This window comes from Pseudomonas sp. S2_A02, from assembly GCF_054668495.1.
Genome location: NZ_CP162776.1, coordinates 1,284,539 through 1,310,851, shown reverse-complemented (window position 1 = coordinate 1,310,851; position 26,313 = coordinate 1,284,539). Strand labels below are relative to the sequence as shown.

Annotated in this window: 37 protein-coding genes and 1 pseudogene; 29 read left to right on the top strand and 9 right to left on the bottom strand. The window is 58.0% G+C overall.

The features are described from left to right. Nucleotides 1–3 precede the first annotated feature (3 nt). Nucleotides 4–393 (bottom strand): hypothetical protein, encoded by a 390-nt coding sequence (locus tag AB4O41_RS05820; RefSeq protein WP_460146662.1) that lies wholly within the window; start codon nt 391–393, stop codon nt 4–6. 81 nt (nt 394–474) lie between these two features. Then, on the bottom strand, nt 475–837 hold the full coding sequence (locus tag AB4O41_RS05815; RefSeq protein WP_460146661.1) for a hypothetical protein: 363 nt from the start codon (nt 835–837) through the stop codon (nt 475–477). 57 nt (nt 838–894) lie between these two features. Between AB4O41_RS05815 and AB4O41_RS05810 the strand changes: the two genes are divergently transcribed. After that, a complete protein-coding gene (locus tag AB4O41_RS05810; protein WP_460146660.1) occupies nt 895–1,062 on the top strand; it encodes a hypothetical protein in 168 nt (55 codons plus the stop codon). A 178-nt stretch (nt 1,063–1,240) separates the two neighbouring features. Here AB4O41_RS05810 and AB4O41_RS05805 read toward each other — a convergent pair whose 3' ends face one another. The 7 genes from AB4O41_RS05805 to AB4O41_RS05775 all read right to left on the bottom strand — a co-directional run bounded on the left by AB4O41_RS05805 (nt 1,241) and on the right by AB4O41_RS05775 (nt 5,239). Beyond that, nucleotides 1,241–1,492, bottom strand: a complete 252-nt coding sequence (locus tag AB4O41_RS05805) for a DUF1654 domain-containing protein (RefSeq protein WP_460146659.1) — start codon at nt 1,490–1,492, stop codon at nt 1,241–1,243. Nucleotides 1,493–1,665: 173 nt separating this feature from the next. Next, nucleotides 1,666–1,884: a hypothetical protein gene (locus tag AB4O41_RS05800; RefSeq protein ID WP_460146658.1), complete on the bottom strand. Its 219-nt coding sequence runs from the start codon at nt 1,882–1,884 to the stop codon at nt 1,666–1,668. Nucleotides 1,885–1,968: 84 nt separating this feature from the next. Further along, nucleotides 1,969–2,454: a hypothetical protein gene (locus AB4O41_RS05795; protein ID WP_460146657.1), complete on the bottom strand. Its 486-nt coding sequence runs from the start codon at nt 2,452–2,454 to the stop codon at nt 1,969–1,971. 10 nt (nt 2,455–2,464) lie between these two features. Continuing rightward, the gene (locus tag AB4O41_RS05790; protein WP_460146656.1) at nt 2,465–3,583 is read right to left on the bottom strand and encodes a HigA family addiction module antitoxin; all 1,119 of its coding nucleotides are present in this window, start codon (nt 3,581–3,583) and stop codon (nt 2,465–2,467) included. Between the two features lie 16 nt (nt 3,584–3,599). Next, nucleotides 3,600–3,896: a type II toxin-antitoxin system RelE/ParE family toxin gene (locus AB4O41_RS05785; RefSeq protein WP_415760297.1), complete on the bottom strand. Its 297-nt coding sequence runs from the start codon at nt 3,894–3,896 to the stop codon at nt 3,600–3,602. Nucleotides 3,897–4,273: 377 nt separating this feature from the next. After that, a complete protein-coding gene (locus AB4O41_RS05780) occupies nt 4,274–4,483 on the bottom strand; it encodes a hypothetical protein (protein WP_460146655.1) in 210 nt (69 codons plus the stop codon). A 99-nt stretch (nt 4,484–4,582) separates the two neighbouring features. Then, nucleotides 4,583–5,239: a LexA family protein gene (locus AB4O41_RS05775; protein WP_460148296.1), complete on the bottom strand. Its 657-nt coding sequence runs from the start codon at nt 5,237–5,239 to the stop codon at nt 4,583–4,585. Nucleotides 5,240–5,327: 88 nt separating this feature from the next. Here AB4O41_RS05775 and AB4O41_RS05770 point away from each other — a divergent pair, with 88 nt between their 5' ends. From AB4O41_RS05770 to AB4O41_RS05635, 28 genes and pseudogenes are all read left to right on the top strand, one after another. Next, nucleotides 5,328–5,540 carry a Cro/CI family transcriptional regulator gene (locus tag AB4O41_RS05770; protein WP_460146654.1) on the top strand — a complete coding sequence of 71 codons (213 nt, stop codon included), beginning with the start codon at nt 5,328–5,330 and terminating at the stop codon, nt 5,538–5,540. Nucleotides 5,541–5,621: 81 nt separating this feature from the next. Continuing rightward, nucleotides 5,622–6,044 (top strand): phage regulatory CII family protein, encoded by a 423-nt coding sequence (locus tag AB4O41_RS05765; RefSeq protein ID WP_460146653.1) that lies wholly within the window; start codon nt 5,622–5,624, stop codon nt 6,042–6,044. Between the two features lie 68 nt (nt 6,045–6,112). Continuing rightward, nucleotides 6,113–6,274, top strand: coding sequence for a hypothetical protein (locus tag AB4O41_RS05760; protein ID WP_460146652.1), 162 nt, complete (start codon nt 6,113–6,115; stop codon nt 6,272–6,274). Nucleotides 6,275–6,285: 11 nt separating this feature from the next. Then, complete coding sequence (locus tag AB4O41_RS05755) at nt 6,286–7,062, top strand: helix-turn-helix domain-containing protein (RefSeq protein ID WP_460148295.1); 777 nt, start codon at nt 6,286–6,288, stop codon at nt 7,060–7,062. Beyond that, the gene (locus AB4O41_RS05750) at nt 7,062–7,823 is read left to right on the top strand and encodes a replication protein P (RefSeq protein WP_460146651.1); all 762 of its coding nucleotides are present in this window, start codon (nt 7,062–7,064) and stop codon (nt 7,821–7,823) included. The genes AB4O41_RS05755 and AB4O41_RS05750 overlap by 1 nt, the downstream gene beginning before the upstream one ends. Further along, complete coding sequence (locus tag AB4O41_RS05745) at nt 7,816–8,025, top strand: hypothetical protein (protein ID WP_460146650.1); 210 nt, start codon at nt 7,816–7,818, stop codon at nt 8,023–8,025. The genes AB4O41_RS05750 and AB4O41_RS05745 overlap by 8 nt, the downstream gene beginning before the upstream one ends. Beyond that, a complete protein-coding gene (locus AB4O41_RS05740; protein ID WP_460146649.1) occupies nt 8,022–9,350 on the top strand; it encodes a tyrosine-type recombinase/integrase in 1,329 nt (442 codons plus the stop codon). Before AB4O41_RS05745 ends, AB4O41_RS05740 begins: the two co-directional genes overlap by 4 nt. A 296-nt stretch (nt 9,351–9,646) precedes the next feature. After that, nucleotides 9,647–10,036 carry an antiterminator Q family protein gene (locus tag AB4O41_RS05735; protein ID WP_460146648.1) on the top strand — a complete coding sequence of 130 codons (390 nt, stop codon included), beginning with the start codon at nt 9,647–9,649 and terminating at the stop codon, nt 10,034–10,036. 53 nt (nt 10,037–10,089) lie between these two features. Beyond that, nucleotides 10,090–10,491 carry a hypothetical protein gene (locus AB4O41_RS05730; RefSeq protein ID WP_460146647.1) on the top strand — a complete coding sequence of 134 codons (402 nt, stop codon included), beginning with the start codon at nt 10,090–10,092 and terminating at the stop codon, nt 10,489–10,491. A 223-nt stretch (nt 10,492–10,714) separates the two neighbouring features. Next, on the top strand, nt 10,715–11,059 hold the full coding sequence (locus tag AB4O41_RS05725; RefSeq protein ID WP_258696673.1) for a phage holin family protein: 345 nt from the start codon (nt 10,715–10,717) through the stop codon (nt 11,057–11,059). A gap of 27 nt (nt 11,060–11,086) precedes the next feature. Further along, on the top strand, nt 11,087–11,824 hold the full coding sequence (locus tag AB4O41_RS05720) for a hypothetical protein (protein ID WP_460146646.1): 738 nt from the start codon (nt 11,087–11,089) through the stop codon (nt 11,822–11,824). Nucleotides 11,825–12,003: 179 nt separating this feature from the next. Continuing rightward, the gene (locus tag AB4O41_RS05715) at nt 12,004–12,549 is read left to right on the top strand and encodes a terminase small subunit (RefSeq protein WP_223483648.1); all 546 of its coding nucleotides are present in this window, start codon (nt 12,004–12,006) and stop codon (nt 12,547–12,549) included. Then, on the top strand, nt 12,512–14,569 hold the full coding sequence (locus AB4O41_RS05710) for a phage terminase large subunit family protein (RefSeq protein ID WP_460146645.1): 2,058 nt from the start codon (nt 12,512–12,514) through the stop codon (nt 14,567–14,569). Before AB4O41_RS05715 ends, AB4O41_RS05710 begins: the two co-directional genes overlap by 38 nt. After that, nucleotides 14,560–14,766 (top strand): primosomal replication protein PriB/PriC domain protein, encoded by a 207-nt coding sequence (locus AB4O41_RS05705; RefSeq protein ID WP_460146644.1) that lies wholly within the window; start codon nt 14,560–14,562, stop codon nt 14,764–14,766. Before AB4O41_RS05710 ends, AB4O41_RS05705 begins: the two co-directional genes overlap by 10 nt. Then, nucleotides 14,763–16,297: pseudogene (locus AB4O41_RS05700) on the top strand (phage portal protein). The gene AB4O41_RS05705 and the pseudogene AB4O41_RS05700 overlap by 4 nt, the downstream one beginning before the upstream one ends. Beyond that, the gene (locus tag AB4O41_RS05695) at nt 16,236–18,302 is read left to right on the top strand and encodes a ClpP-like prohead protease/major capsid protein fusion protein (protein ID WP_460146643.1); all 2,067 of its coding nucleotides are present in this window, start codon (nt 16,236–16,238) and stop codon (nt 18,300–18,302) included. Before AB4O41_RS05700 ends, AB4O41_RS05695 begins: the two are co-directional and overlap by 62 nt. Before the next feature lie 67 nt (nt 18,303–18,369). After that, nucleotides 18,370–18,684 (top strand): hypothetical protein, encoded by a 315-nt coding sequence (locus AB4O41_RS05690; protein ID WP_460146642.1) that lies wholly within the window; start codon nt 18,370–18,372, stop codon nt 18,682–18,684. Next, nucleotides 18,684–19,067, top strand: a complete 384-nt coding sequence (locus tag AB4O41_RS05685; protein WP_460146641.1) for a head-tail joining protein — start codon at nt 18,684–18,686, stop codon at nt 19,065–19,067. Before AB4O41_RS05690 ends, AB4O41_RS05685 begins: the two co-directional genes overlap by 1 nt. Then, entirely contained in the window at nt 19,042–19,554 is a 513-nt protein-coding gene (locus AB4O41_RS05680) for a hypothetical protein (protein WP_460146640.1), read from the top strand. The genes AB4O41_RS05685 and AB4O41_RS05680 overlap by 26 nt, the downstream gene beginning before the upstream one ends. Then, nucleotides 19,551–20,108, top strand: coding sequence for a phage baseplate assembly protein V (locus AB4O41_RS05675; protein ID WP_460146639.1), 558 nt, complete (start codon nt 19,551–19,553; stop codon nt 20,106–20,108). The genes AB4O41_RS05680 and AB4O41_RS05675 overlap by 4 nt, the downstream gene beginning before the upstream one ends. A gap of 55 nt (nt 20,109–20,163) precedes the next feature. Beyond that, nucleotides 20,164–20,379 (top strand): hypothetical protein, encoded by a 216-nt coding sequence (locus AB4O41_RS05670; protein ID WP_460146638.1) that lies wholly within the window; start codon nt 20,164–20,166, stop codon nt 20,377–20,379. 5 nt (nt 20,380–20,384) lie between these two features. Continuing rightward, a complete protein-coding gene (locus AB4O41_RS05665) occupies nt 20,385–20,711 on the top strand; it encodes a GPW/gp25 family protein (RefSeq protein WP_460146637.1) in 327 nt (108 codons plus the stop codon). After that, nucleotides 20,708–21,595, top strand: coding sequence for a baseplate assembly protein (locus AB4O41_RS05660; RefSeq protein ID WP_460146636.1), 888 nt, complete (start codon nt 20,708–20,710; stop codon nt 21,593–21,595). Before AB4O41_RS05665 ends, AB4O41_RS05660 begins: the two co-directional genes overlap by 4 nt. Continuing rightward, the gene (locus AB4O41_RS05655) at nt 21,592–22,200 is read left to right on the top strand and encodes a phage tail protein I (RefSeq protein ID WP_460146635.1); all 609 of its coding nucleotides are present in this window, start codon (nt 21,592–21,594) and stop codon (nt 22,198–22,200) included. The genes AB4O41_RS05660 and AB4O41_RS05655 overlap by 4 nt, the downstream gene beginning before the upstream one ends. Further along, entirely contained in the window at nt 22,193–24,124 is a 1,932-nt protein-coding gene (locus tag AB4O41_RS05650) for a phage tail-collar fiber domain-containing protein (RefSeq protein ID WP_460146634.1), read from the top strand. Before AB4O41_RS05655 ends, AB4O41_RS05650 begins: the two co-directional genes overlap by 8 nt. Before the next feature lie 9 nt (nt 24,125–24,133). Then, nucleotides 24,134–24,526 (top strand): phage tail assembly chaperone, encoded by a 393-nt coding sequence (locus tag AB4O41_RS05645; protein ID WP_460146633.1) that lies wholly within the window; start codon nt 24,134–24,136, stop codon nt 24,524–24,526. Nucleotides 24,527–24,629: 103 nt separating this feature from the next. After that, complete coding sequence (locus AB4O41_RS05640) at nt 24,630–25,796, top strand: phage tail sheath subtilisin-like domain-containing protein (RefSeq protein WP_460146632.1); 1,167 nt, start codon at nt 24,630–24,632, stop codon at nt 25,794–25,796. Nucleotides 25,797–25,808: 12 nt separating this feature from the next. Continuing rightward, a complete protein-coding gene (locus AB4O41_RS05635) occupies nt 25,809–26,312 on the top strand; it encodes a phage major tail tube protein (RefSeq protein WP_230172897.1) in 504 nt (167 codons plus the stop codon). The last annotated feature ends 1 nt before the right edge of the window (nt 26,313 follow it).

Here is a 26,313-nt window from a genome sequence, read left to right as displayed (position 1 = left end):
AAACTAAGTTTTTTTGGTTCGGTCTGTGCAATTGGGCTCGATGATTTCATCCGCGGGCTCGCTAGGTTCTTTTGCCAGTGCGCGGAGGCTCCGTGCGCGGAATGACTGCGACACCTTTTCGTTTATCTCATAAGGTGTCGTGACATTCCGCAGCATCCAGGCTTGCGTTTCGAAGTCGGCGCCGATCAGGTTCACCAGTAGCCGCTGATGGATGTCCTGCTGGTTGTTGATGCGGTGGGCGGCCATGACCTTTTTCAGGTCGGATTTGAAAACCCCGGCAACCTCAACCGTAAACTTCTCGATGCCCAGCGCGGCGTTCCGGGCTGCTTCCTTCTCGCGCTTTTTCTTCTGCTTCACCGACTCTGCTGTCGGTTCCTTCTGTTCCTCGGTCATGGCCTGCCTCTTCACTTCCGTGGGCCGGTATATCCAGCCATGTCTGTCGTCGGCGCTGGCGCACCTGGTTGTTGATGCGCCTCAATGGCCCGATCCGTAGTAGGCGAACACGATTAGCATCAGAGCCGCGCCGGCAGTCCAGCGCAGAAGCGTGCGGTAAAACTTCTTCATTGACTTGCGGCGCGCGGCGAAGAAGTCGGCGTTGTCCTCGAGCTGTTGGGCGAGCTGGCAGGCGCTGTCATGACCGAACCGTTCACCCTTTGGCGTGTCAGTGGAGCGATCGATTACCACGAAGGTGTTGTTGCCTCGGGGCAAGACGTTGTAGCGCGGTGTGCGGACGGGTTCGTCACGGCCGATCATTTGATACATGGTGCTGGTTTCGAGTGATGTCCGGAGGCGCAATCCCTGGAGAATGGCTTGGCTCTGTCTGATGGTTTGATTCATTGCGATTCCTCTGGGTAGGGATTACATCCCGATGCACCCTGTCGCCAAGGTGCAGCAGTGATGCTGTATGTCCTATTGCCGCCGGAGGGGCGGGGCGCATTGCTTGCCGGGTCATTCGTGCCTGCTGGGCGTAAACGGTTCTGGCGTTTCACCATCGAGCAGCCGTCCAGGTTGTTCCTGCCGTTGGAAGGCTTTCGGGCCTATCTGCTCGCCGGTCGCCGGTAGAGGCAATGCGGTCTGTTGTTTGTTGCGCTGACTGTTAAAGAGCGGCGCGGCTTTCGCTGCTGGGCCGGTGATGTCTTGGCTTGGCTCGAAATATAAGGCAGCTTATTTTGTTCGTCAATAAGCACGCTTATATATTTTTGCGAAGACGATAAAAAGCCCGCTCGAAGGCGGGCTCATTTCAGGCTTCGCAGTACTCTCGCCATCCGATCCTTACCGCGCCGCTCTCAAGGCGCTCCATGCTTACACCACTGGTCTCTTCAATCTCCTGAAGGACTTGCTGCCATGCTTCAGCGGGTTCTGCTTCGAGTCTGGTGACAGTTATGGCCTGGATCTTTTGAACGCCGGGCGCAGCTATCAGGCGTTGGATGCGCCGGCCAACCAATTCATATGAGTCTTTGGCTTGTGATACGGGTGACGCGATTTTCGACATAAGAAGCTCCTTGCTTTAACTGTATGTATATACAGTATTATTCCTGCCGTATTTTGGCAAGAGACATGTCCTATCTTGTTCGGAAGTAGGAGGCTGGCTCTCGCCTTTTCTTCGGGCGTAAAAAAGCCCGCGCTTGGCGGGCTCAAATTTTGTTGTATATATCAGGACCTCAATCAGTCCGGTCCCTGAGTCTTCAACCTGGCCAGTCCTTGATTGATATGCCCGGCATTCTCGCGGATCGTATCCAGAGCGCCGCGGACGTTACCGGCTATCTCGATCGCGCCCTGACTTTCAACCAGCAGCGTTAGCTCCATAATGGCGGCTTCCAAGGCGTGTTGATTTTCATGAATGCGCTCAAGAATATCGGGGAGAGAGTATTCGTTGGTGGGCATGGCTTCGACTCCGTTCGAGGGAATGGGAAGCGTAGCAGTGAGGAGAGAGAACGTTAAAGCCCGGCGCTGGGCCGGGCTTGGGTTTTATGCAGCAGCGCTGTCCTGAAAGGGGAGCTGAAGCTCCTCGACGTCATATGTGAAGTCGAGAACTATCTGGATTGGCTCCTGAGAGTGATCTTTCGTGTTGTACACATCCACATCTGTTTTCAGTTGATAGCAATCACCTACAATTTGCTGCCTACGCTGAGCGAAAGACCTCACAAAGTGTTCTCGAGGTGCTAACTCGTCATCTATATCAGCCCAGAGCGAAAGTGTTTTATTTCCTTTTTTCGACCTGACGGCGTGTTTTGCTCTGTAGCGCTGACCATTCTTGTTGGTTCTGTACTCTTCACGAAAAGCTTGAGAAATATCTGAAGCAATCGCGTCAATAATTGTTTTAGTATTTGGTTTGTGAAGGCCGTTTTTATATGCCCACGCCGCAATTGCGTGAGCATCAATCAGGCCATCATCACCGACTTCTCTCTTGTATCTTTCAAGATACAACTTTATCTGGTTGGAATAAGCAGTCATAAGTACCCCTTCAGCTTGAAAGTGATCCCCAGCCATCGGCGTCAGCCGAAGGCAAGACGAAGCTTCTTACTTTTACTTGATGCTTTCTAAGGAAGTCATGACGATCAAGCTTTCTCTGGAGCTGACCTACAACTATCCCAGGGTGGACTTTAATTCTTTGTGCGAACAAAATAACCTTTTGCTCTGAGAAGTATGGCTGAACGCGAGAAACAAAATCGTTAAGCTGTTTTGCTGAAACGCAAAAATCTTGCGCTGCTTCGTTGGCAAGTTTCTCGCACTCGTCTAGCTCGCCATCAGCAGATCCTAAATCAAGGTCTACTATTGGCATATCGGAGTGTCGTCCATCTTCCCTTAGAACGTGCTCAATCTCGTGGCGCAATACAAACCAAAAATTATCTATTCTGTCGTAACGCAGGGTCATGCCGATCACAGGCTTGTCCTCTGACAGCCAGAAGCAGGCGCCATCTATTTTTGAACCAGATATAGCCTCTACAAACACTAGTCGAACGCCGGCTTCTGCAAGGAATCTCGGTACGTGTCGAATTTCTTCAGCCGACAACAGTAAGTTTTTTAAACTGTCTACGGCGGCTAGTAATTTCTCTTTTTTATAAGATGCAATGACCTGTCTGTCGGCCATGAGCCTGACACGGAAAAGCCATGCAAGCTGAAGAGAAGTAACATCTAAAGCCACATCAGTTTTTTTTGCGTAGTGAGTCAGACTTGGATGGTCTTGTAGTGTAGGGATGTTGAAAAAATCACAAAACCGTTGCTCAAGAACATCAAGGTTTTCACTTGCCTGAATCCAGCCGCGCCTAAGCATTTCCCGCACAGGGAATTTACTATACAAATTAGCCTTTCTAGCAACACTGCTGTGTTCTGTTTTAACTTTAGAGAGCTGGTATTGACTCTCTAAACTCATCCAGTACTCAGCAGATGTTCCGAAAGCCTCGGCAAGCCCTTTCGCTGTTTCAGGCGTTACGGCTCGCTTCCCAGCGATCAGCTCACTAATAAGGCGCGGCGGGCGGTCCAGAATGTCCGCAAGTTCTTGCTGACTCCACTCTCGCGCTTCCAGCTCTTCCCGCAGGAACTCTCCTGGCGGAAATACTTCAGCAGGCACGCGTGCGCTCATAATAATAATTCTCCTGTCAGTGATAGTCGGCTATTTCAACGATTCCGATGACTTTGCAGGGGTGATTGCCTCTGATTTCCAGAATTAGACGCCACTGTAGATTTAGTCTGATCGAATGCTGGCCTTCTCTGCTTCCTTTCAATTTTTCACAATGCAGCGACTTCACTGCGTATAGATCTCTCTCATCACTAAACGCACGAATTTGCTGCATGCGTCTTCGGAAGGCGCGAACTACGTCCTGTGAATGACCTGCTGTGAACCGAGCTTCAACCTCAAGTCTATCCAGGTCTTCATCGTCAAATTCAACGTCCATGGCGCTACTCTAGATCAAGGCGTAAAAGGCGTCAAGTGACGTCATTACACCTAGTGTAAAGATGGTGTTCGGTTCATTCAAGCTGGATCAGCTTTCCCGCACAATCCTCCCCGCTTTTACCTCATCAGCACATGCCCAAAGAATTTCTAGCGCCCACTGTAGAAATGGTTCAGCGTCATCAACTCAAGGACAGTCACCATCACGCAGAATGCGACAAATCTGCGCGTGAAGACCCTGCGAGGCTTGGTGCCAGAGGGCTGGAAATTGCCAAACGCAGACAGAAGGTCGGCGAAAAACTCTATAAAGCCCATCAGTGTTCGTCCTTGGTTTAGGTTATTTGCCCAGCCTTCAACTCAGCCGTCGGTGACTCGTACGCCCTAATGGAGAGTCGCAATCCTGCGACTCTCTCCAATCCTGATCCGATCAAGCGCCCGGTTTAGTGCGTCCAAGGCATCAAGGAGGGCTTTCGCCTCAGCTTCACGGCCATCTCCCCAAAGGCGTTCAGCCATTTTGTTCAGGGCCTGGATAGAGCGCTCAATTTCAGCAGCAGTCGCTGCGACTTTACTTTCCGGTTGTTTCTTCTGCATTCGGTAACCCTTCAGCAGGGCATCGCTTTGTCTTAACGCGAGTACATCGCCCACCAGAGGACATGCCCCAGGATCAAAATCTGCCGCTGGACCATCGCCCTAAAACTTCTGAAGCGCCCGCACCACAACGCCAACGATCCGACAGTCCTCATCGAATGGCTCGATTCGCCAGGCAGGATTCAGCGGTTTCAGGAACAGCTTTCCGCCATCATTGACCAACTTCTTGAAGGTCGCCTCATTGCTGTCTGGCAGCTTGGCGATCACCAGCTTCCCGGGCACTGCTTCTGCCTCAGTGTCCACCAGAATCAGCGTGCCCTCGGTAACGCTCTGGCCGACAGGCGATGTCATCGAGTCGCCTTTGACTTCAAGCCAGAACGCAGCGCCCTTCGAGTCGTATTCGGAAAATTCGTATCGATCAGAGAATCCGGCAGGGTAGGGCTCAACGGCTTCAGCCCAGGCGCCGGCGGCGACCCAGCTGATAACCGGGTAGCGGTAGGACTCAACGGGTTGGCGAGCGTTACTTACGTTTGAGTCGACAGCGCTCGAGCCAGTCATAGGCCCAATGTTCTCGGAGAGCCAGATAGCGTTCACCCCACACACATGTGCAATTTTTGGCAGGTGTGCGCTTTGAAGGTTCTTTCCTGTCTCCAGCTGCGAAATCACTGGCTGCTCGACCCCCACCTTTAGGGCGAGAGCCTTCTGCGTCAGCTTGGCGTGATTTCGTGCGGATTTGATTCTTTCGGCGAGTGTGCTCATCCGCTGGAATTTATAAGTTCCCTTATTGGCTTGCAAATAAGTGTCCTTCTACTTAGGATATAAGCATGCTTATTATGAGGGCTCCCACATGACCCCTATCGAAAGGCTCGTCGACTTCTTCGGCGGGCAAACCAAAACAGCTTTGGCGCTCGACGTTTCCCAGGCCGCAGTTTCGTACTGGGTGGCCGGGATTCACCCGATGGGCGCCGAAAAGGCATTCAAGGCTGAAGAGTTGACTGGTGGAAAAGTTACTGCGCGTGAGCTGTGCATGCGAATAAAGCGGTCCCAGTCCGCTGTATAGCAACACAGTCAACCATCCATTGAACAAATTTTCGCCCACGCACTGGCAGGGCGCCACGGAAACAAATTTGAGGTTTTACGAATGGAAGATTTCTTGAGGGCTTGCCACACCACCATCAAGGAAAGCGGGGCAGAGGAGCTGGCAGGGAAAATGTGCATGTCGCATGTGAGCCTGCTTCAGCGCTCCAACCCGGACAACGCCGCGCATCATCTGACTATCGAACATTTGTTCGGCGTTCTGCTGCACACCGGTGACATGCGCCCATTGACCGCTCTGGCCGATCAGTTCGGGTTCGACTTGATTGCGCGGGAAAAGCCTGCGGTCAAGCCGTTGATGGTTGCGCTTGGGCAGCTTTCGGCAGAGTGCGGGGATGTTGGCCGGCTAATTTTTGATGCTGCCGAGGATAACCACATCAGTCAGCACGAAAAAGCTCAGGGCGAGAAAGCAATCTTTGAGGCGATCGACGCACTTCAGGTTCTCCGCGAGTCGCTCAGGGCCGCCTGAATCGCAGACACAAAAAAGCCGGGCTGCAACCCAGCTTTCAACAACTTGTAAAACTCTGTGGGGCCATTATGAACACGATCGTTGCTCCAAGCAATACGGTCATCATGTCAAGCCGGAAGATCAACGAATTCACCGGCAAACATCACCATGTCGTGTGCGATATAAAAGTGATGGTGACTCGATCAGGCAACGTCACGCTGGTTGAACAACTTCAAGGAATTACGCTTTGAGTGTCCAAGCAATGTCATGGGCGCTCTCTCTGCCCACCCAATCCCTGAAAGACCCAAGCGCTCGTCATGTGCTGCTGTGCCTGGCCAACTATGCCGGCTCCAACGGCGCTGGTGCATTCCCTTCGGCTTCGACATTGTCCCTGGACACTGGCCTTTCCGAGCGCACGGTCCGCTACAAGTTGGATGATCTAGAGAAATGCGGGCTGATTCAGAAGGGCAATCAAGCCATTGCCGCCGTGCACATCGATCGTCATGACCGCCGCCCAGTCGTTTACGACCTCCAACTAGCGCGGGGTGCAAATCCTGCACCCCGTACAAATCGGGGTGCAAATGACGCAGCGGGGTGCAACTCACAACAGAACGGGGTGCAGCCTGGAGCAGAACGGGGTGCAGCGGCTGCACCCAATACATCACTTAACCATCAAGGAACCGAAGAGCAGCTGCAGCGCGAGATTTCCGATGTGATTGCCGAGCAGGACCAGGCCGCCGTCGATGCGCTGAATGAACGCCAACGCTTCGCCATGTTCGCCGCCTGGGTACCGAGTGAGAAGGGATTGGCTGATCAACTCGCAATCGCCGGGCTGCCTGCTGAGTCGGTGACTGATGAGTTGTTCGCTGATTTTAAGGGCTTCTTCGTTGCCAAGCCTGTGACCGTCGACAGCCAGTCTGGCTGGTGCTTTCGACTGGTCAAGTGGATCAAGCGTGAGCAGGTGAAGCGTGCCGGAGGCCAATCTGCGCAGCCTGACTTCGATGACTCCAGCTGGGCTGATGATCTGGGGGATTTGTGATGGAGATGAAAGCGCCGCGTAGCGCTACTCAATTGCTCGGCACGATGGGAAACCTGCCCCCCGTTGCGCTGGTTCAACCGAAGCAATTGCCACCCGGCACCACCGACGTCGTTAACGCATTGTTCAAAGAGCTACAGGCGATTTTTCCGGCATGGAAACAGGCCTGGCCCGACGACGATGCCTTGCGAGCTGCAAAGCGTAGTTGGATCAAGGCGTTCATCGTCGCCGGAATCAATACCCTTGAGCAGATCCGGTATGGGCTTCAGAACTGCCGACAGTACGGCGGCGATTTCGCGCCGAGCGTTGGTAAGTTCGTAAAGTGGTGCCAGCCAACGCCTGAGATGTTAGGCGTCCCTTCACACGATAAGGCTTTCCGCGAAGCCCTGGTCAATTTGGACCCGAGCCGCGCCTCTTCCCGTGTGTGGTCGCACCCAGCGGTGCGTCATGCGGCGCTCCAGTGCGAGATGCATAACCTCAACAGCTTGGTGTCGGAAAAAGCCAGCAAGGTTTTCGATCGGGCGTACGACATCACAATCCGGATGTTGGTCCAGGGCAAGCCGCTTGAGGATATCGCCGTCGGCATCGGGCACGACTCGCAGAAGCCCGAAGTGCAGCTTGCTCAGGAGTACGGTGATGCGCGGCTGCTGGCAACCATGGCTCGGCAGTCCATTCCCGTCGACGGTCAGGTCGCCCGTGCTCAGTTGCTGTCTCGTCTCGGTATTCGAAAAAAAACAAATATCGAGGGCCACTCCAATGCCTGATCGCCTGCTGGCTGTTCCTGACCCGAAGAACTACCGATTCGCCGTGTTCTCCTGCTCTTTCAAGTGGGATCTAGGGAGCACTCCCGATCACGCATTGGCGCTGTTCGTTGATCAGGCGATGGCCGAGCGTTATGGCGCATCGATGTGGCCGAATACCTTTCAAGTCGTCGATCTTCTGGCTCCCGTAGGTAACCCGCAATGACCGCCCAACTGAAAACCCTGACCGTGAAACTTTCGGATGCCGAAATTGAGCGCAGTGCCAAGAAGCTGCACATCCGCGATCTGCGCGATGCGAGTTACCCGGCGTTGCACTTTCGTTTCGCGAAGAATCGAGCGCGCGGTTCTTGGTACTTGCTCAGCAAACGCACCTGGCACCGGATTGGCGGGTTTCCAGATCTGAGTACCAAGCAGGTTGTGGCCGCGTTGCCGGCGGTGCGCCTTCGGGTTGCTGCCGACGAGGGCTCAACGCTTTCAACTTGGGTCACTACCGGTGAGTTGTTGGCTTGGTATGCCGATCGAATGGCCCGCGACCGTAACCTATCCGAGAAACGCAAGAAGACCGGCGCTTCGATGATCAAGTGCCACCTGATGCCGCGCCTGGGTGATCTGCCGCTGACCGACATCGACAAGGCCACTCTCGACAGCCAGCTGATGTGGCCATTGCAGGAAAGCATTTCCATCGACTACGTGCGCTCGGTGTTCCAGCTGCTGGCTCTGGCCTTTCGGCAGGCGTTCAAGCTGGGCCTAATTTCGGTCAACCCGATGGCGAGCATCAAGTTCAACGACTTCTCCAAGGCCAAGGTCGGGATCAAGCCGTCTCGGTTGCGCGGCACCCAACTGCAAGACCTGATGACACGCTTGCTCGGAGCAATGGCGAGCAACCCTTCGGATGCCCTGTTGGCTCTGATGATGCTCTGCCATGGCACGCGGATCGGCGAAACCCGGCAGGCACGCTGGTCGCACATCAGCCTGGCTGAGCGTGAGTGGTTCATTCCGGCCGAGCACACCAAGACCGGTGTCGAGCATCGCCTGCCGCTGACCGATCAGGTGCGCAAGGTATTGATCAGCTATCGCGAGATTCAGCAGTTCAAAGGGTATGACGGTCAATTCCTGTTCCCATCGCGTAACGGCAAGACACTCAGCGAAGGGCAGGCGAGCGCCGTGTTCGTACGGCTGGGGGAGGGCGAGTGGACCAGTCACGACCTACGCAAGTTGGCGCGTACCGGCTGGGCAGACCTCGGCATTGACCACTTGATTGGTGAACTGCTGATCAATCACGCGATGGGTCACAACGTGAAGGTGTACATCCAGTCGGACGTGATGGGTCGCAAGCGGGACGCCCTGGAACAATGGCACGCGCATCTAGATACAAAGGGTTTTGACCAGATCCATAGGTTGACCGGCGTTAGATTTGGAGATTCCGATAATGCACTGGAAGCCACGCAGGACGAGGGCTACAAGGCCATTCAAGAATCAACCATAGGCGAGGTTTCAAAACATGGAGAAAGGGCTAGTGCCTGGCTTTAAGCGGGAACGGATCGAGCTGGAGCCTTGCCCGATCTGCAAGGGGAAAGCGGTAGTAAATGGGCTGTTTTATGAGCTGGTTTGTACTGATTGCAACGGCTCAGGTTGGGTTGTTCGGGGTAGCAAGTTGGTGCTTTCTTCTGACGAGTTAGTCACCCAGTTAAGTTTCAAATTGCAGCACGCTCAGCGTGAAATTACGGCGCTGAAAGGTTCACCACCTACGGCTGGGCCGCAAAGACAGTACGAACATTCGAACCGCCTGGGACCGGGCGGCACAAATTACACAGGGGATTGAGAGCATGATGATTCGTAAGCCGGCAGGGCGACCACTGGGAGACACCGAATACCTACTTGAACAGTGGGGCTGGTGGCGAATGGATGGAATGGGGGTTCCTGGTTACACGTCCCCAACTTTAGCGCTGATGCGCCAAGCGGTAGCCCAGCCGTCTGCCAGCAAGAACTACTGCATTACGGACGACTGGGCTATTGCTATCGACAATGCAGTGGCCAGGCTCACACATCGGGATCAGCAAATGGGCGATGTACTCTGGCTGTACTTCGGCGAAAAGTGGCCCATGGTGCGAGTGGGAAAACACTTTGGGGTCAGTGAGGGAAAGGCGAGGGAGCTAGTCAGGGCCGGGGCGGCGTGGGTCGACTGTGCAGTAAGTGACATGAGGGTGGCCGCTTGACCTTGATGGCCTATTGCTGGCTATCATCAGTGTTTTAACATCGAGACATTTACATGGATGCGTATGTAAAAGGTGCACTGGTGTTGGTTGCGATTGCTTTTGTAGTGCTTCGGTTTAGAAAAAAGGCCAGGAATGTCGAGGCTAGTGACTGGAGAGAAGGGGAGCTGGAGCAGGTGAAACACGCGGCACAGGTGGAACAGTTCGTGCCACCGTCGACGCCAGCTTCCAGGGTCCGACTGACAGAGATCCAAAGCGTGGCACTCAATTCTGCTTCCCTTGGTTACGTGCTTTACCCAGACAGTAAGTTTCAGCGTGGGCCTGAAGAATTAGAAACTTACTCTTTCAGGACAATCGACTCATTGGTCAAACGTGGCTTTCTTGAGTCAAATGGCTCGGACGGTTATGTGATCACGCAAGCAGGACGCGACGGGCTGAGGAATCATGACGGATTCTGAAAAAAGACCTTTTCCGCGCGGAATAGATTTGTTTTTATAGCAGCGTGTGTTGCTGTGAACGCAGCGAGACGCTTTCAAAAACCCGGCCATCGAGTCGGGTTTTTTGTACCTACTTACAAGCCCTGCCATTGAGCGGGGCTTTTTCGTTTTCGGCCCCATGCCTGGCTCTTTGCTCTGCGCGGATGACAGTGACATGGAGGCCGAACCTATTTGAGGACTACAGATGAACACAGAGCATCAAGCTCTCGCCGATGTGCCCCTTTGGCTATTGGTGTTGTTGAGCATGGCCGGTTTGTCTGGGGAGATGCTGAGGGCATCAGGTAGCGATCTTGGACTGCGTCAGATCCTGCAGCGCGTGGCTTTGCGCTTTCTGGCATCTGGTCTTTTGGGTATGGCCACTTTGCTGCTCGCAATGGCCCTTTGGAGCAACCTGTACCTGGCAGCCGGACTCGGCATAGTCATCGCGGTTATTGGTGCTGATGTTGCGGGCGGCCTCTACACGCAGTTTTTGGCAAGGAAGGCAGGTGTTAGCAGCCCATCGACAACGAACAATGTGCGCGATCAGTAAGGCCTTGAATGAGGGGAGGGCGATCCAGTGTTCAAAGTAGGCTTTGGATTGGATTCAGCTCCGCTTCTTTGGGAACTGGACGACATCGAGCATCGGCAATTGCCGTTTGTGCAGATGCTGGCCGCGACCCGGCTGGCTCAGCGCGTCAAGAAAGGCATGTTGCCGGTGATGAAGGCCAGGCTTGATCGGCCGACTCCTACCACGATGAACAGCCTATTTGTTGAGATGGCTCGCAAGGGCAAACCTGCCGAGGTCTATTTCAAGGACTCATGGGCGTCAGGTGTACCGGCAGATGCCTATCTACAGCAGGCGGTCAGCGGCGGCATTCGGCCCCACAAGCGTTTCGAGAAGGCGCTGATAGCTCGCGGCATCATGCAGGCCGGTGAGTACGCGGTGCCCACCACCCCGTTCATGAATCAGTACGGCAACGTCTCGCGCGGCACCATGACCAAGATCCTGTCGGGGTTGGGTGCGGCCGAGACGCGGTCGGGCTATCAGGCCAATGCCACGGGCAGCAAACGAAGCAAGCGCAAGGGCAATGCCCATCGGTTCTTTTCCGGTGAGGTCAACGGCACGCGGGCAGTGTGGGAGCGCAAGGCGATGGGCAAGGGCGATGAAGTTCGTCTGGTCTTTGTCTTCAGTGCGTCGGCCCCGCGCTACCGCATCATTTTCCCGTTCTTCAAGATCGGCGAGAACATCGTAAAGGCGCATCACGCGGCCGAGTTCGCCCAGGCATTCGCCGATGCGCGGGCGACGGCGCGCTGATCTGGCGTCGAGGCTGAAAAATGTCGAAAAAAGGCCGCTTTCCGTTGGTTTTTCGCTTGACAGGGGGGTGGGGGGCAAATCCAAAAGGTACTCCCGGACCCCACCCCCATAGGGGGTAATTCGGGCCCCGCTTCTTCGCTATGTATGACCCTTTTTCAGAGGTTGGTTGTTGTGTAGTTATGGCTAATCCATCGATCACTCGTAAGCCTGAATGGCTAAACAAATCCCGCATGGCTGAAAGCCTGGGTATCACGACGCAGGCCTTCGATAAATGGGGGGTCGTGGCGGTTGCCAAGATCGGTCGCGAGTCCTTTTATGACGTCCGGTCAGTGGTCGATAACCGCCTTCAACACCAAACCGGAAAGCAACAACCTGGTTCCGAAGAAGTCGATCCGCTGATTGGTTACAAGATCGATTGTGAGCGCCTGCGTCTGACCCGGGAACAGGCCGACGCCCAGGCGCGCAAAAACAAGGTCGGCGACAAGGAGCTTGTCCCAGTCGGATTCATGATTTTTGCCCTGTCCAGCCTGTCGGCGCAGTTGGCCTCAACCCTGAACACCATCCCCAAGAGCGTAAAGCGCAAGCACCCCGATATCGCCGTGCGTCACCTTGATGCGGTCGAGAACGAGATTGCCGTTACGCGTAACGCTGCTGTCGGGTTGGCTGACCGCATACCGGAGCTTTTGGATGAGTACATCGCCTCCTTGGATGAGGCCACTGGTTGACGCTGTCCGGCGTGGGCTGAAAAGCCTGCACAAAGATGCCCCGATGACGGCGGTCGAGTGGGCAGACGAATATTTCTACATGTCGTCGGAGTCCTCCTACGGGGAGGGCAAGTGGACGACCGAGGCTTTTCAGGTGCCCTTGCTGAACGCCATGGGCAATGACCTGATCGAAGAACTGAACCTGCTGAAGTCGGCGCGGGTTGGCTACACCAAGATGTTGGTGGCGAACATCGCCTACAAGATCGAACACAAGAAGCGCAGCGTCTGCATGTGGAGTCCGACCGACGACGACGCCAAAGACATCATGAAAAAGCACGTCGATCCGATGATTCGCGACGTGCCGGTGATCAAGGCTCTGGCGCCCTGGTGCGGAAAGAAACACGGCGACAACACCCAAGAGTCCAAGGTGTTCGAAAACCGCAAGGTGCTGTGGTGGCTGGGCGGTACCGCCGGCGGTAACTACCGGGAGAAAAGCCCGGATGAAGTCGGCTATGACGAGCTGTCGAACTTTGATGAGGATATCGATGGCGAGGGGTCGCCGACCTTCCTTGGCGACAAGCGTTTAGAAGGGGCGACCTACCCCAAGTCAATTCGCGGTTCCACGCCCAAGCTGGCTGGCACCTGCCAGATCACCCGGGCGGCCGAGGAATCGGCCTACCTGATGCGCTTTCACATTCGTTGCCCGCACTGCCGCACGGAACAAACGCTGAAGTGGGGCGGGCCGGACGAGCCGTTAGGCATCAAGTGGCTGAAGGATGAGCGCGGCGAGGTCGTCAAGGCCTGGTATCTGTGCGAGTCCGGTCACGGCTGCACGTTCGAACATCACGAGATGATCGAGGCGTCACTGTCAGGTCGGTATATCTGCGAAAAAACCGGGATTTGGACGCGCGACAGCATGGAGTGGTTCGAGGCGGACGGCACGCCGATGCGCACCCCGCGCCGTCTCACGTTCCATATCTGGACTGTGTACTCCACCTTCACCACGTGGGTAAAAATCGCCGACGAGCGCGTCAAGGCCGGTAAGGATCGGGGCAAGCTCAAGACGTTTACCAACACCACATTGGGCGAGACGTGGGAAGAAGATCAGACCGAGAAAGTCGACTGGGAGCTGCTGCACGCTCGGCGTGAAGTTTACGCCGCCCAGGTGCCGCCGCGCGTGGTGGTCTTGACCGGTTCGATCGACACCCAAGACGACCGTTACGAGCTGCGTGTGTGGGGTTGGGGGGCCGGCGAAGAAGCGTGGTTGATTGACCGCAAGATTCTGTACGGCGACCCAGACAGCGCGGTTCTCAAGCGCAAAGTCGGACGTGAGCTGCACCGCATGTACACCCGTGCAGACGGCGCAAAAATGCGGGTCGAGCGTTGGTGCTGGGACTCCGGCGGCCACCACTCGGACGCTGTCCGGGCGGAAAGCCGCAAGCATGGCGTTCATTGGGTGATCCCGATTTTCGGGGCCAGCACCTACGGCAAGCCGATTGCGAGCTTCCCACGTCGCAAGGAAAAGAAGTCGAAAACCTACCTGACGGAAATTGGTACCGACAACGCCAAAGAGGTGATCTACAACCGCCTCAAGCTACAGCCGGACGGCAATCGACCGGTTCCGGGTCTGGTGCATTTCCCTGCCGACGACCAGATCTGCGACGGCGACGAGCTGAAGCAGCTCACCAGTGAAACCAAGAAATGGATCATGGCCCGAGGGCGCCGCGTGCTTCGCTGGGATGCCAGCAAGAAGCGCAACGAGGCGCTCGACTGCTTTGTGTACGCCTTGGCGGCGCTGCGCATCAGTCAGGAAAAATTTGGCCTCGATCTGGAGTATCTGGCGCGGCAGAACTCGGCAGCGAGTGATGAGGGCGAGCAGGACGAACCGGACGAGCAGGACGAATCGATCGACCTTGACGAGCCACAAGCACCGGTCCCCGAGCCGGAGCCTGAGCCAGCCCCGGCCACGATCCAACATCAACCAGACCACCAGCCTGCCGCCGGCGGCTGGATTGAAACAGGAGCGAACGCATGGCTGTGACAGCACAGGAAATGCTTGATAAGTACCTGCAGGCCGAAGCGGACGTGCTGGCTGGTAAGGACGTGCAGTTCAACGGCCGGCGTGTCGTCATGGCGGATCTGCCGCAAATCAGACAGGGCAGGGCGGAGTGGGAGCGTCGCGTGGCCCAGGCACAGCGCGGAGGGCGCCCGGCGTATTCCCTGGCGGCGTTTGAATGAACTTGCTGGATAAGGCTCTTGCGCCGCTGTTTCCGGGCATGGTCGCCGAGCGGATGCGGGCACGGAACGTGATCATGGCCTTTGAGGCCGCCACGGTGACCCGCACGCACAAGGCCAAGAAGCAAACCAAAGCGCTGACGCTTCGCTGAACAAAACGCTGAAATCACTGCGTGATCAGTGCCGCAAGCTGGACGAAGACCACGACATTGTCACGGGTCTGTTTGATCGTCTGGAAGAGCGGGTGGTGGGCGGCCCGGGTATTGCGGTGGAGCCGATTCCGCTGGGGTATGACGGCACGATCAACGTGGCGTTTGCCGCGCAGATCAAGGCGCTATGGGGGGAATGGTCGCTCACGCCTGAGACGTCCGGCGAGTTGACCCGGCCGCAAATGGAACGGCTCATGTGCCGCACTTGGCTGCGTGATGGCGAGGGATTGGCGCAAATGCTGATGGGCAAGGTACCCGGCTACGACCACCTGCACGGTGTGCCGTTCGCGCTGGAGCTGCTGGAGCCGGATTACCTGCCCATCGACTACACCGACCTGTCCAAGGGCATCGTCCAGGGCGTGGAGCGCAACGCATGGCGGCGCAAGCGGGCTTATCACCTGTTTAAGGGCCATCCCGGGGATCAGCGCGGCATCTTCGCGCAGAACACCAAGCGCGTACCGGCCGAGCAGATGATTCACATTGCGCACCGTAAGCGCATTGGTCAGAACCGTGGCCAGCCGCTGCTCCACGCGGTGTTGATCCGCTTGGCGGACATCAAGGATTACGAGGAAAGCGAGCGGGTCGCGGCGCGGATTAGTGCGGCGTTGGCCATGTACATCAAGAAGGGGCTTCCTGACGATTACATTCCGCCGGCCGAAGGTCAGGTGCGCGCAGAGCGAACCTTTCCGATCGCGCCGGGCATCGTGATCGACACGCTGCTGCCCGGCGAAGACGTCGGGATGATCGAAAGCAACCGCCCGAACCCCTTCCTTGAAGGGTTCCGCAATGGCCAGCTCAAGGCCGTCGCGGCGGGTACGCGCGGCACCTATTCCAGTGTGGCGCGCAGCTATGACGGCACCTATTCGGCGCAGCGTCAGGAGCTGGTCGAGGGTCAGCTGGGTTACGACCTGCTGCAGCACGAATTCATCGACTACTGGTGCCGTCCGGTTTATCGCAAGTGGCTCGAAATGGCGATCCTGAGCGGCCAACTGGTTGTGCCTGCCGATGTTGATCCGCGCACGATTTACGGCGCGTTTTATCAAGGCCCGGTAATGCCCTGGATCAATCCGGTGCATGAGGCGACGGCGTGGAAACTTCTGGTTGAGGCCGGCTTTGCAGATGAGGCCGAGGTGGCCCGATCGCGGCAGCGCAACCCTTCAGAACTCAAGGCGTCGCGCAAGGCGGAAATCGCCGCGAACCGCGAGAGCGGGCTGGTGTTTAGCTCGGACTACTACCACCAAATCTACGGGAAGAATCAGCCCAATGATGACGAAAAACAACGGGCCGCTGATGCGGCCACGGGCATCGATAAGCCCGACGAATAAGCCAGAGGAAAGCTGGTACTCCATTCGCGCCGCGTCGCGGGGCGTGGCGGAAGTCATGCTCTATGACGATATCGGCGCCTGGGGAATCTCGGCTCGCCAGTTCGCTCGCGATCTGGCAGCGCTCGGTGACGTGTCACAGATCAACCTGCGGATTCATTCCGGCGGCGGTGACGTGATGGATGGCACGGCCATGTACAACATTCTGCGCGGCCATTCGGCCCGCGTAGAGGTGTACATCGACGGTATGGCCGCTTCGATGGCCAGCGTGGTCGCGATGGCGGGTGATGTGATCTACATGCCGGCCAACTCCATGATGATGATCCACAAGCCCTGGGGTGGGCAGATTGGGGATGCCGATGACCTGCGCGAATACGCCGATTTGCTCGACAAGGTCGAGGGCACGTTGGTGCAGGCGTATGCGCGCAAGACGGGCAAGTCTGCCGAGGAAATCGCAGCAATGCTCAAGGTAACAACGTGGATGGACGGAAACGAAGCGGTGGCGGCCGGCTTCGCGGATCAGGTATTAGAGCCTATCAAGGCCGCCGCACAACTCAATTCGAAACGCCTGGAGGAATACACCAGCATGCCTCAACAAATGCACACCTTGATGAATCCGCGCGGTTCGATTCCTGCACCTGCACCTGCACCTGCACCTGCACCAGCGCCAGCGCCAGCGCCTGCCCCGGCGCCCGTTAACCTGACGGCTGACCAGATTCGCGCTCAGGCGCTGGCGGATGATGTGGCCCGTCGTGGCAGCATCGTGGCGGCCTTCGGCGCTTTCGGCGAGGCCCATGCGCAGTTGCTGCGCACTTGCCAGGATGACGTCAGTTGCACGGTCGCACAGGCTCGCGAGCAACTGCTGGCCGCCATGGGCGCGGCTACCACTCCGACCGCCGGCATTCGTCACCCGGGCCACGTCGGCAACGGCAATCTGGTGGGTGATTCGGTGCGGGCTTCCCTGCTGGGCCGCCTCGGCATCGAAGAAAACCAAGCGGATAACGCTTACAACCACATGACCCTACGCGAGCTGGCCCGTGCATCCTTGGCCGATCGCGGCATTGGTGTCGCGAGCCTGCGCCCGATGGACATGGTCGGTCTGGCGTTTACCCACGATACCAGCGACTTCGGCAATATCCTGCTGGATGCCTCGCACCGCTCGTTGCTGGCAGGCTGGGAAGATGCCGAGGAAACCTATCACCTGTGGACTCGCCAAGGCCGTTTGAGCGACTTTAAGGTGGCCAACCGCGTCGGCCTCGGTTCCATGTCGACTCTGCGTGAAGTTCGCCCAGGTGCTGAATACAAGTACATCACCCTCGGCGACACCGGCGAGACGATCCGTCTGGCCACCTACGGCGAGATTTTCAGCATCAACCGTCAGGCCATCATCAACGACGACCTCGACGCCCTGAGCGCAATTCCGCGTCTGATGGGGGCCGCGGCTCGCGCAACGATCGGTGATCTGGTGTATGACACCCTGATCAACAACGGCAAGATGAAGGACGGCAAGCCGCTGTTCGATGCCTCGCGCAAAAACCTGTTCACCGGTGCCAGCTCGGCACTGTCGATCGCGGCCATGAGCGCGGCCAAAACCGCCATGGCGTTGCAGAAGGGCAAGCCCGCCAAAGAAGGCGAGAAGACCCGCACGCTGAATGTGCGTCCTGCGTACCTGCTGTGCCCGGTCGCGCTGGAAGATCAAGCCAATCAGTTGATCCGCTCGACATCGGTGCCGACCGCCCAGGTCAACGCCGGCGTGGTCAACCCGATCCAGAACTTCGCCCAGGTGATCGGCGAGCCGCGTCTGGACGACAATTCGTCGTCGGCCTGGTATCTGGCCGCGAAGCAAGGTAGCGACACTATCGAAGTGGCCTATCTTGACGGCGTTGACGTGCCCTACATCGACCAGATGGAAGGCTTCACCAGCGACGGTATCGCGACCAAGGTGCGCATCGACGCCGGCGTGTCCGCGCTCGATGCGCGCGGTCTGAACAAATCCGCCGGCGCGTAACGCGTCACCCACCCCAAAGCCCCGCCAAGTGCGGGGTTTGTTGTTTCTGGACAGGAGAAAACTGGCTATGACCACGAACTATGTAAGCACTGGTGAAACCACTACGTTGCCGGCTCCCACCGGTGGCTCTGTCGCCGGCGTCCCGCAGGTGATCAATGATCTGGCGGTGATGCCGATGGGCTCCGGCCCGAAGGGGACCATGATTGTGTATCGCACTTCCGGCAACTGGAGTGTCCCGGCGGATGCCGCGCTGAAAGCTGGAATGAAAGCCAGCGTCAAAGCCGGCGCCCTGGTGCCGGCCGGAACCGCTGATTCGTTCCCCTACGGCAAGATGCAGTCTGATTCGGTCGGTGGTTGGGCCGAAGTGATGATTGTTCAGTAATGCCGTTTGATCGGTTTCGGGCCTTGGCCGATCGCACCGACGCGCTGCTGGTGGCGCGTCTGGGCGACAAGGCGATTTTTGACGACGGCCGCACGGTCTACGGCGACTTCACGTCGCCTTTTGTCGGTGCCGAAATTGGCGGCGGCAAGGCTGGCTCTGCGCGCTTGGGGTCGGCCATCAACGCCGATGCGGTGCTTGAGCCGAACCTGAATGCACGGACGGTCGACGTGCAGGGCGTCAAAAAGGGCGACCTTCTTACCATCGACTTGCCGGCCCATTTGGGCGGTGGCCGCTACAAGGTCAGCCGCTTGAAGCCTGACGGTACGGGCATGGTCGATCTGGTGTTGAGTGTGGGCAATGAGCGAACTGACGACATTACATGAGGCCATCACCCGCACGATCAGCGCGGCGATGCCGAAGATCCTGCACGTCGAGCAATTCCCCGAACTGGGTTCTGAAGTGCAGACTCCGGCGCTGTTGTACGGGTTGACGGACATGACCCTGGGCACCGATCGCGGCGAAGGCAAAACGGCCCTGATCGGCCGTTTTCAGTCGTGCATTCTGGTCGATGCGGTGCGCAAAAAGGCGTCGCTACAGGCGGCCATTCTGGCGTCTCAGATGGTCGCGATTCTGAATTACCAGATGTGGGATCTGGATTTTGTCACCGGCCCGCCGGAGAACATCCACGCCCAGCCCGAGGCGCCGACGCAAGACCTTGAACAGTTCGTCATGTGGTCGGTGCAGTGGACGCAAAACTTCGAAGTCGGAGAGCTTGAATGGCCGTGGCCAGACGAGCCGCCGGGTACGCTGATGTTTGGCCTCAGTGGCGATTCGGAAGGCGAGTTTTTCCCGCCGGAGACGCCGCCGTGAGTTTCGCCCTGGGTGAGCATGACCGCATGATCGCGGCCATGCTGATGCCGTGCGTGGTAGTGGGGGTGGATCTGGCGGCGGGGGCTGTGCGGGTGTCGAATGGCGAGTGGACCAGTGCCTGGGTGCGCTGGCACAGCCTCGCGGCCGGTAAGGCGCGGCACTGGCGATCGCCGAGCCTGAGCGAGCAGGGGGTGCTGTTCAACCCCAGCGGTCAGGCCGGCATGGGCACTTTCATTCCCGGGCTGTATGGCAATGCCGGCGCCCAGCCGGACAACCGCGATCACGTCGAGGTCTGGCGTTTTGATGATGGCGGTTCGCTGGTCTACGACTGGCAGGCCAAGAGTTACACCATCACCCTGCCGACCGGCACGGTGACGATCAAAGTAGGCAGTACGGAGGTCGTCGTTACGGATAACGCGGTGACGGTGAAGTCTGGAACGATCGACCTTGAGGGGGCTGTGAACATCAAAGGTCCGTTACACGTAACAGGCAACATCGACGGCGCTGCGAACATCATGGCCGCCGGCAATAGCGACAACCACCACACGCATTAATCAATCATTCATCCGGCCCGCCAAGTGCGGGCTTTTTTGTGCCCGGAGAAAACCCATGGCCAAGACCGCTGCAACACCCGTCGACGATCAAGCGCCGGCGGCGGATCTGCTGTTGAAGTTCCGCGACACGCTCTTTACCTCGCGCACCCTGTGCATCCCCGGAACGGGGCGCACGCTGTCGGTGGCCAAGGCCATTGTCGAGGTATCGGCATCCGATGAGCAGGCTGTCAGCTACCTGAAAACCCATCCCGAACTTGAAGCCCTGGAGTGACGTAGATGATCGGAATGGATCGCCACACCGGCCAGCCCATTTCCGGCATCGCGCATGTGCTTCAGGCCATTCCCGACATTCTCGGCACGCCGCTGGGCAGTCGTCGGGAGCGCCCGGACTACGGCAGCAAGCTGCGCACCTACGTGGATTTGCCGGTAAATGCCGGCTGGAAAAGCTCGGTGCAGGCAGAGGCGGCGCGCGCGATCGGCATGTGGGAGCCGCGCGTGAAGCTGGAGAGTGTCCGCGTGGTGGCCGTGCTGGGCGGGAAAATTGATTTGGTTGTTGCCGGCAAGTACCTGGGCGACAGCTTTGTGGTCGAGGTGAGCGCATGAGTATCTTGGATCTGTCAGCGCTGCCGGCGCCGGACGTGCTGGAGCCGCTGGATTATGAGCTGACCTATGACGACTGTCTGAGCACCTTTCGCGGGCACATGGGCGATAACTGGACGGCCAATTTGGAGTCCGATCCGGTGGTCAAGCTGCTGGAGGTCGGGGCCTATATCAAGCTCGGCAACCGTGCTCGGGTCAATGACGCGGCCAAGGCGCAACTGTTGGCCTATGCGACCGGGAGTGACCTCGATCAGCTTGGGGCCAACGTCAATCTGCCGCGCCTGGTGATTCAGGCCGAGGATCTGACGGCTGTGCCGCCAGTGCCTGAGGTCATGGAAGAACACGACCCCTACCGCGAGCGCATCCAGTTGGCCTACGAGGGGCTGACCACGGCCGGGCCGCGTAACAGCTACATCCTGCACACGCGCAACGCCTCGGGATTGGTGGCCGACGCCACCGCCGAAAGTCCGGCGCCGTGCAACGTTACGGTAACGGTGCTGAGTACCGAGGGTAAGGGTGAGGCCAGCGCCGAGCTGCTGGCCATCGTCGCGGAGGGATTGGACGACGAAGACACCCGCCCGGTCGGTGATCGGGTCAAGGTGCAAAGTGCGGAAATCCTCGACTACCGCATTGACGCGATTCTGCACATGAGCAGCGCCGGACCTGAAGGGGATGCCAGTTTGGCCGAGGCCACTCGGCGACTGGCGGCCTGGATCAATCCGCGTAAACGGCTGGGCGTCGAAGTGGCGCGGTCGGCCGTGGACGCCCAGTTGCACGTTGCCGGCGTTTCGCGGGTCGAGCTGCCCGGTTGGGTTGATCTGGCGCCGACGAAGGCGCAGGCGGCCTGGTGCTTCGGCTATGACGTGAAGATGGCGGGGGCGACATGAAAAGCCTGCTGCCGAGCAATAGCACGCCACTGGAGCGGGCAATTGAGGCGGCTTTCTATGAGCGCACCGTTGTCCCGCTGCGCACGCTGTACAACCCCGACACCTGTCCGGTTCATCTGCTGCCGCATCTGGCGTGGGCATGGTCGGTCGACCGCTGGGATTACCGGTGGTCTGAGGCGACCAAGCGCGCCGCCATCAAGGCATCGTTCTACATCCATAAGCATAAGGGCACGATCGGCGCGCTGCGCCGGGTGGTCGAGCCGCTGGGCTATCTGATCGAGATTGTCGAGTGGTTCAAGACCGTGCCCGAAGGCGTGCCGGGCACCTTCGCGCTGAAGGTCGGCGTTCTGGATACCGGAATCACCGAGGAAATGTATCAGGAGCTGGAGCGCCTGATCGACGACGCCAAGCCGGTCACCCGGCACCTGACCGGGCTGGCGATAAGCCTCGAAACCCAAGGCAATCTGAACATCAGTGTCGCGCTGTACGAAGGCGATGAAATCGACGTTTACCCGCCGGTGATGCGTGACATCGAGGTCACGGGCCGCTTCGGCGTGGTCGGGCGCGAACACTCCATAGACACCCTGGACGTTTACCATGATTGATGCGAATTCGCAGTTTTTCGCCATCCTCACGAACGTGGGCATGGCCAAGCAGGCGAACGCCGACGCGCTCGGCATTCCCTGGAAGATCACCGAAATGGGCGTGGGCGATGCCAACAACACCGACCCGATCCCCAATGCTTCACAAACCACACTGATCAACGAATGGCGTCGCCGTCCGCTGAATCAACTCAAGATCGACCCGATCAACCCGGCAGTGCTGATCGCCGAGCAGATTATCCCGGCGGATGAAGGCGGCAAGTGGATTCGCGAAATCGGTCTGTACGACGCGGACGGCGATCTGGTGGCGGTGGCCAACTGTGCGCCGAGTTTCAAGCCGATCCTGTCGCAAGGCTCGGGCCGCACGCAGATTGTGCGGATGAACTTCATCGTCACCAGCACCGGCAACATCACGCTCAAGATCGATCCGTCGATTGTGCTGGCCTCGCGGGCCTACGTCGACGCGGCCATTCTGGAAGTGCTGCCGAAGAACAAGGCGCCCGGCGAATGGACTCGGGTCAAGACTAACGATCGGGGGCTTGTGGTGTCGGGTGATAACCCTGCCACGCTGGCAGCGATGGGTATCACGGATACCTATACCAAGCTTGAAGTCGAGGCCATGATTGCCCAAGCCTCGGCGCTGCCGGTCGGCGCGCAAATGTCGTTTCCGGTGAATAAGATCCCCCCGGGCTTTTTGGAGCGTGACGGCAGCACCAAACTCATCGCGCTTTATCCTGACTTGGCGATGTACCTAGATGGCGCATTCAACCGAGGCGATGAAGGAGTGGGTTATTTCCGGCTGCCGGAATCGCGCGGTGAATTCGAGCGTGGCTGGGATCATGGGCGCGGGGTTGATGCTGGGCGGGCAATTGGCACTTATCAGAAAGGTTCGCTGCTCTCCGGTAATGACGACGCGACTGCTGAAGTTCACGCGTTCTATAACATCAACACCAGCCGAGCTGGGCTTGGGTGGGATGTTCCGACAATAGCTGAGTACTCCGGCACCAGCGGGTACGGCTCCAGCATATTCTCCAGTGCACTGTTCTCTCAGGCGCATTATGGTGTGGCGCGCCCGCGCAACGTGGCCGTAGTGATGTGCATCAAGGCCTGGAACGCGCCGATCAATCAGGGAAACATTGATATTGCGGCGCTGTCGGCTCTAGTCGCAGAACTTTCGCAGAATGGCCCTGTAGTGGGCACCGCGCGCAACGCCAAGATGTCAGTAGCGGCTGCCTCTGCGTCGGCTACGGTTACCGCCGATGAGGTGACAGTAGAAGGCGCGAACGGCAGGACTTACCGCCTCAAGAACTTCAACCAGTCGATCAACCTGGCATCAGCCATAAAAGGCTTGGGGGCCATGGACGTCGGTGCGGCTCCTAATAGCGGCTATGTCGCACTCTATGCGCTGTTCAACCCGGAAACGAAAACTCAGGGCGCTGTGGCGGTTAATGCAACGGTCAACGCTGCGCCAGAGTTGTGTGCGGGTGTTGTCCCGGCAGGATATTCGGCCTCTGCCTTGATCGGCGTATGGCCTACGGATGGCGGCGGGCTTTTTGTTGCTGGCGATCTTGAAGACCGGTCGTTCAGTTACAGCAGTGGCATACAGGTTTTAGCTGCCAATACAGGAACCGGTGCTACTACCGCACTCGGCGTGTCTGGGGCGATCCCGAAGAACGCCAAAACAGCCAGCGGATTTCTGTTTGTCATTACGACAGCAACAACTGCCGGGCAAGGCACTTTGCTTTTGTTCCACAAGCTGAACAGCGGGTCCGAGCGCACTGGCGTGATAGGGGCCGTATCGAATCTATTCGGGATTGAAGCTCAATATACCTTGCTGCCGATTACCACGCCTCAGACGCTGTTTTACCAAGCGGGAGGGCCAGCTACGCCTCTTTTCAAAATAATTGTAAATGGCTACAGATTCTAAGGAGCGCATATGTTTGTTCAGTTTGATGACGAAGCGCAAACGTCGATTAGAGCTGTATTTAGTTGTCCTCAAAATCTGGATGATTGCCCCCATCAAGGCGAGGTGGCTGAGGATGATCCGCGGCTCTTGGCATCCGGCCTAATCCTGCCGATTGCTGTTGCGGATGATCAAGAGGCTATTGGACGAGCGTGGCGAGACGCTGAAATCATCCGCGTGACCTGGCTGCGTGATCGGCATCGGGACGAGGTTGAAATCGGCGCCGAAACGACGATCAGCGCTGAGCAGTACGCCGAGCTGTTGGCTTACATCAAAGCTCTGCGGGATTGGCCGGCGACCGCCGAATTCCCGGCTGAGGACTCCCGGCCCGTAATGCCCGAATGGATGGCCAGCCAAGCGCTATAGACGCCCCGCACTGACGGGGCGTTTTCTTTTCCGTTACGCGTAACACGAACACCCTCACAGCCTCGCTTATGCGGGGCTTTTTCGTTTCTGGAGATTGACCCTTATGAGTGGTTTTTTTCACGGCGTCACGACCGCGTTGATCGAAACCGGTGCGCGCACTATTTCGCTGCCGTCGTCCTCGATCATCGGTCTGTGCGACACCTTCATCCCGGGTATCCTCGGCGGCGGCACGGCCTTGGCCGGCGAGCTGAAGTTGATCACCTCCGAGCGTGAAGCCATCGCGGCATTCGGCGCGGGCTCGGCCATCGCCAAAGCGGCAGCGGCGATCTATGTGCGGGCCAAAGCGGTGATTGTCGCTGTCGGCGTGCCCAAGCTTGAAGACGCCGCGCTGCAAACGTCGGCCATCATTGGTGGCGTTCTCGCCGGTGGCCAGCGTACTGGCCTTCAGGCGTTGCTTGACGGTAAGAGCAAGCACAACGCCCAGCCCAAGCTGCTGATCGCCCCGGGGCATTCGTCGACGCAGGCCGTGGCCACCGCGATGGATGCGCTGGCCGCCAAGCTGCGCGCGATCGCGATCATCGACGGGCCGAACACCACCGATGAGGCCGCCATGGCCTATGCCTTGAACTTCGGCAGCAAGCGGCTGTTTCTGGTCGATCCGGGTGTGCAGTTCTGGGACACGATCGAGAGCGCGACGATCGACGCGCCGGGTTCGGCGTGGACGGCGGGTCTGTTTGCCTGGACCGATGCGACTTACGGCTATTGGGCGTCGCCTTCGAACAAGGAGTTTGTCGGCATCACCGGCACTACTCGCCCGATCGAGTACCTGGACGGCGACGAAACATGCCGGGCCAACCTGCTGAACAACGCCAATATCACCACGATCATTCGCGACGGCGGTTTCCGTCTGTGGGGCAACCGCACACTGTCCAGCGATCCGAAATGGGCGTTCGTCACCCGCGTGCGCACCTGCGACATCCTCATGGATGCGATTCAGGCGGGCCACAAGTGGGCAGTCGACCGCTCGATCACCAAGACCTACGTCAAGGACGTCACCGAAGGCCTTCAGGCGTTCATGCGCGACCAGAAGAACGCCGGCGCGATCATCAACTTCGAAGTCTACCCGGACACCGAAATGAACACGGCCAGCCAGATCGAGCAGGGCAAGGTGTATTGGCGTATCCGCTTCACTGACGTGCCGCCGGCTGAAAACCCGAATTTCCTGATCGAGGTCACCAACGAGTGGCTGACCGAAGTGCTTGAAGCCTAAGGGGGCTAACCGATGATTCCTCAAGTTCTTAAGAACATGAACCTGTTTGTGGACGGCGTCAGTTTCTCCGGCGACGTGCCGACCCTGTCGCTGCCCAAGCTGACCCAAAAAGTCGAGGACTATCAGGGCGGCGGCATGTTCGCCCCGATCGAATTCGCCGTGGGCATGGAAAAGCTGGAGTCGGCGTTCACCACCAACGGCGTGCGCCGCGAGTCGCTGAAGTTCTTCGGTCTGGCCGACCAGACGGCGACCAGTCTGGTGTTCCGTGGCGCGTTCGCGGATCTGAAAGGCCGCGTGGTGCCGGTGATTGTCACCCTGCGCGGTGGCGTGAAAGAGGTGGACATGGGCGACTGGAAGCCGTCCACCGTGGGTGAAATCAAGCATGGCGTGAAGATCACCTACTACAAGCTCGAAATCGATGGGCGCCTGATGTACGAGATCGATCCGCTCAACATGATCATGGTTGTCGATGGCGTTGACCAATTGGCCGCCGAACGTTCGGCCCTCGGCCTGTAAG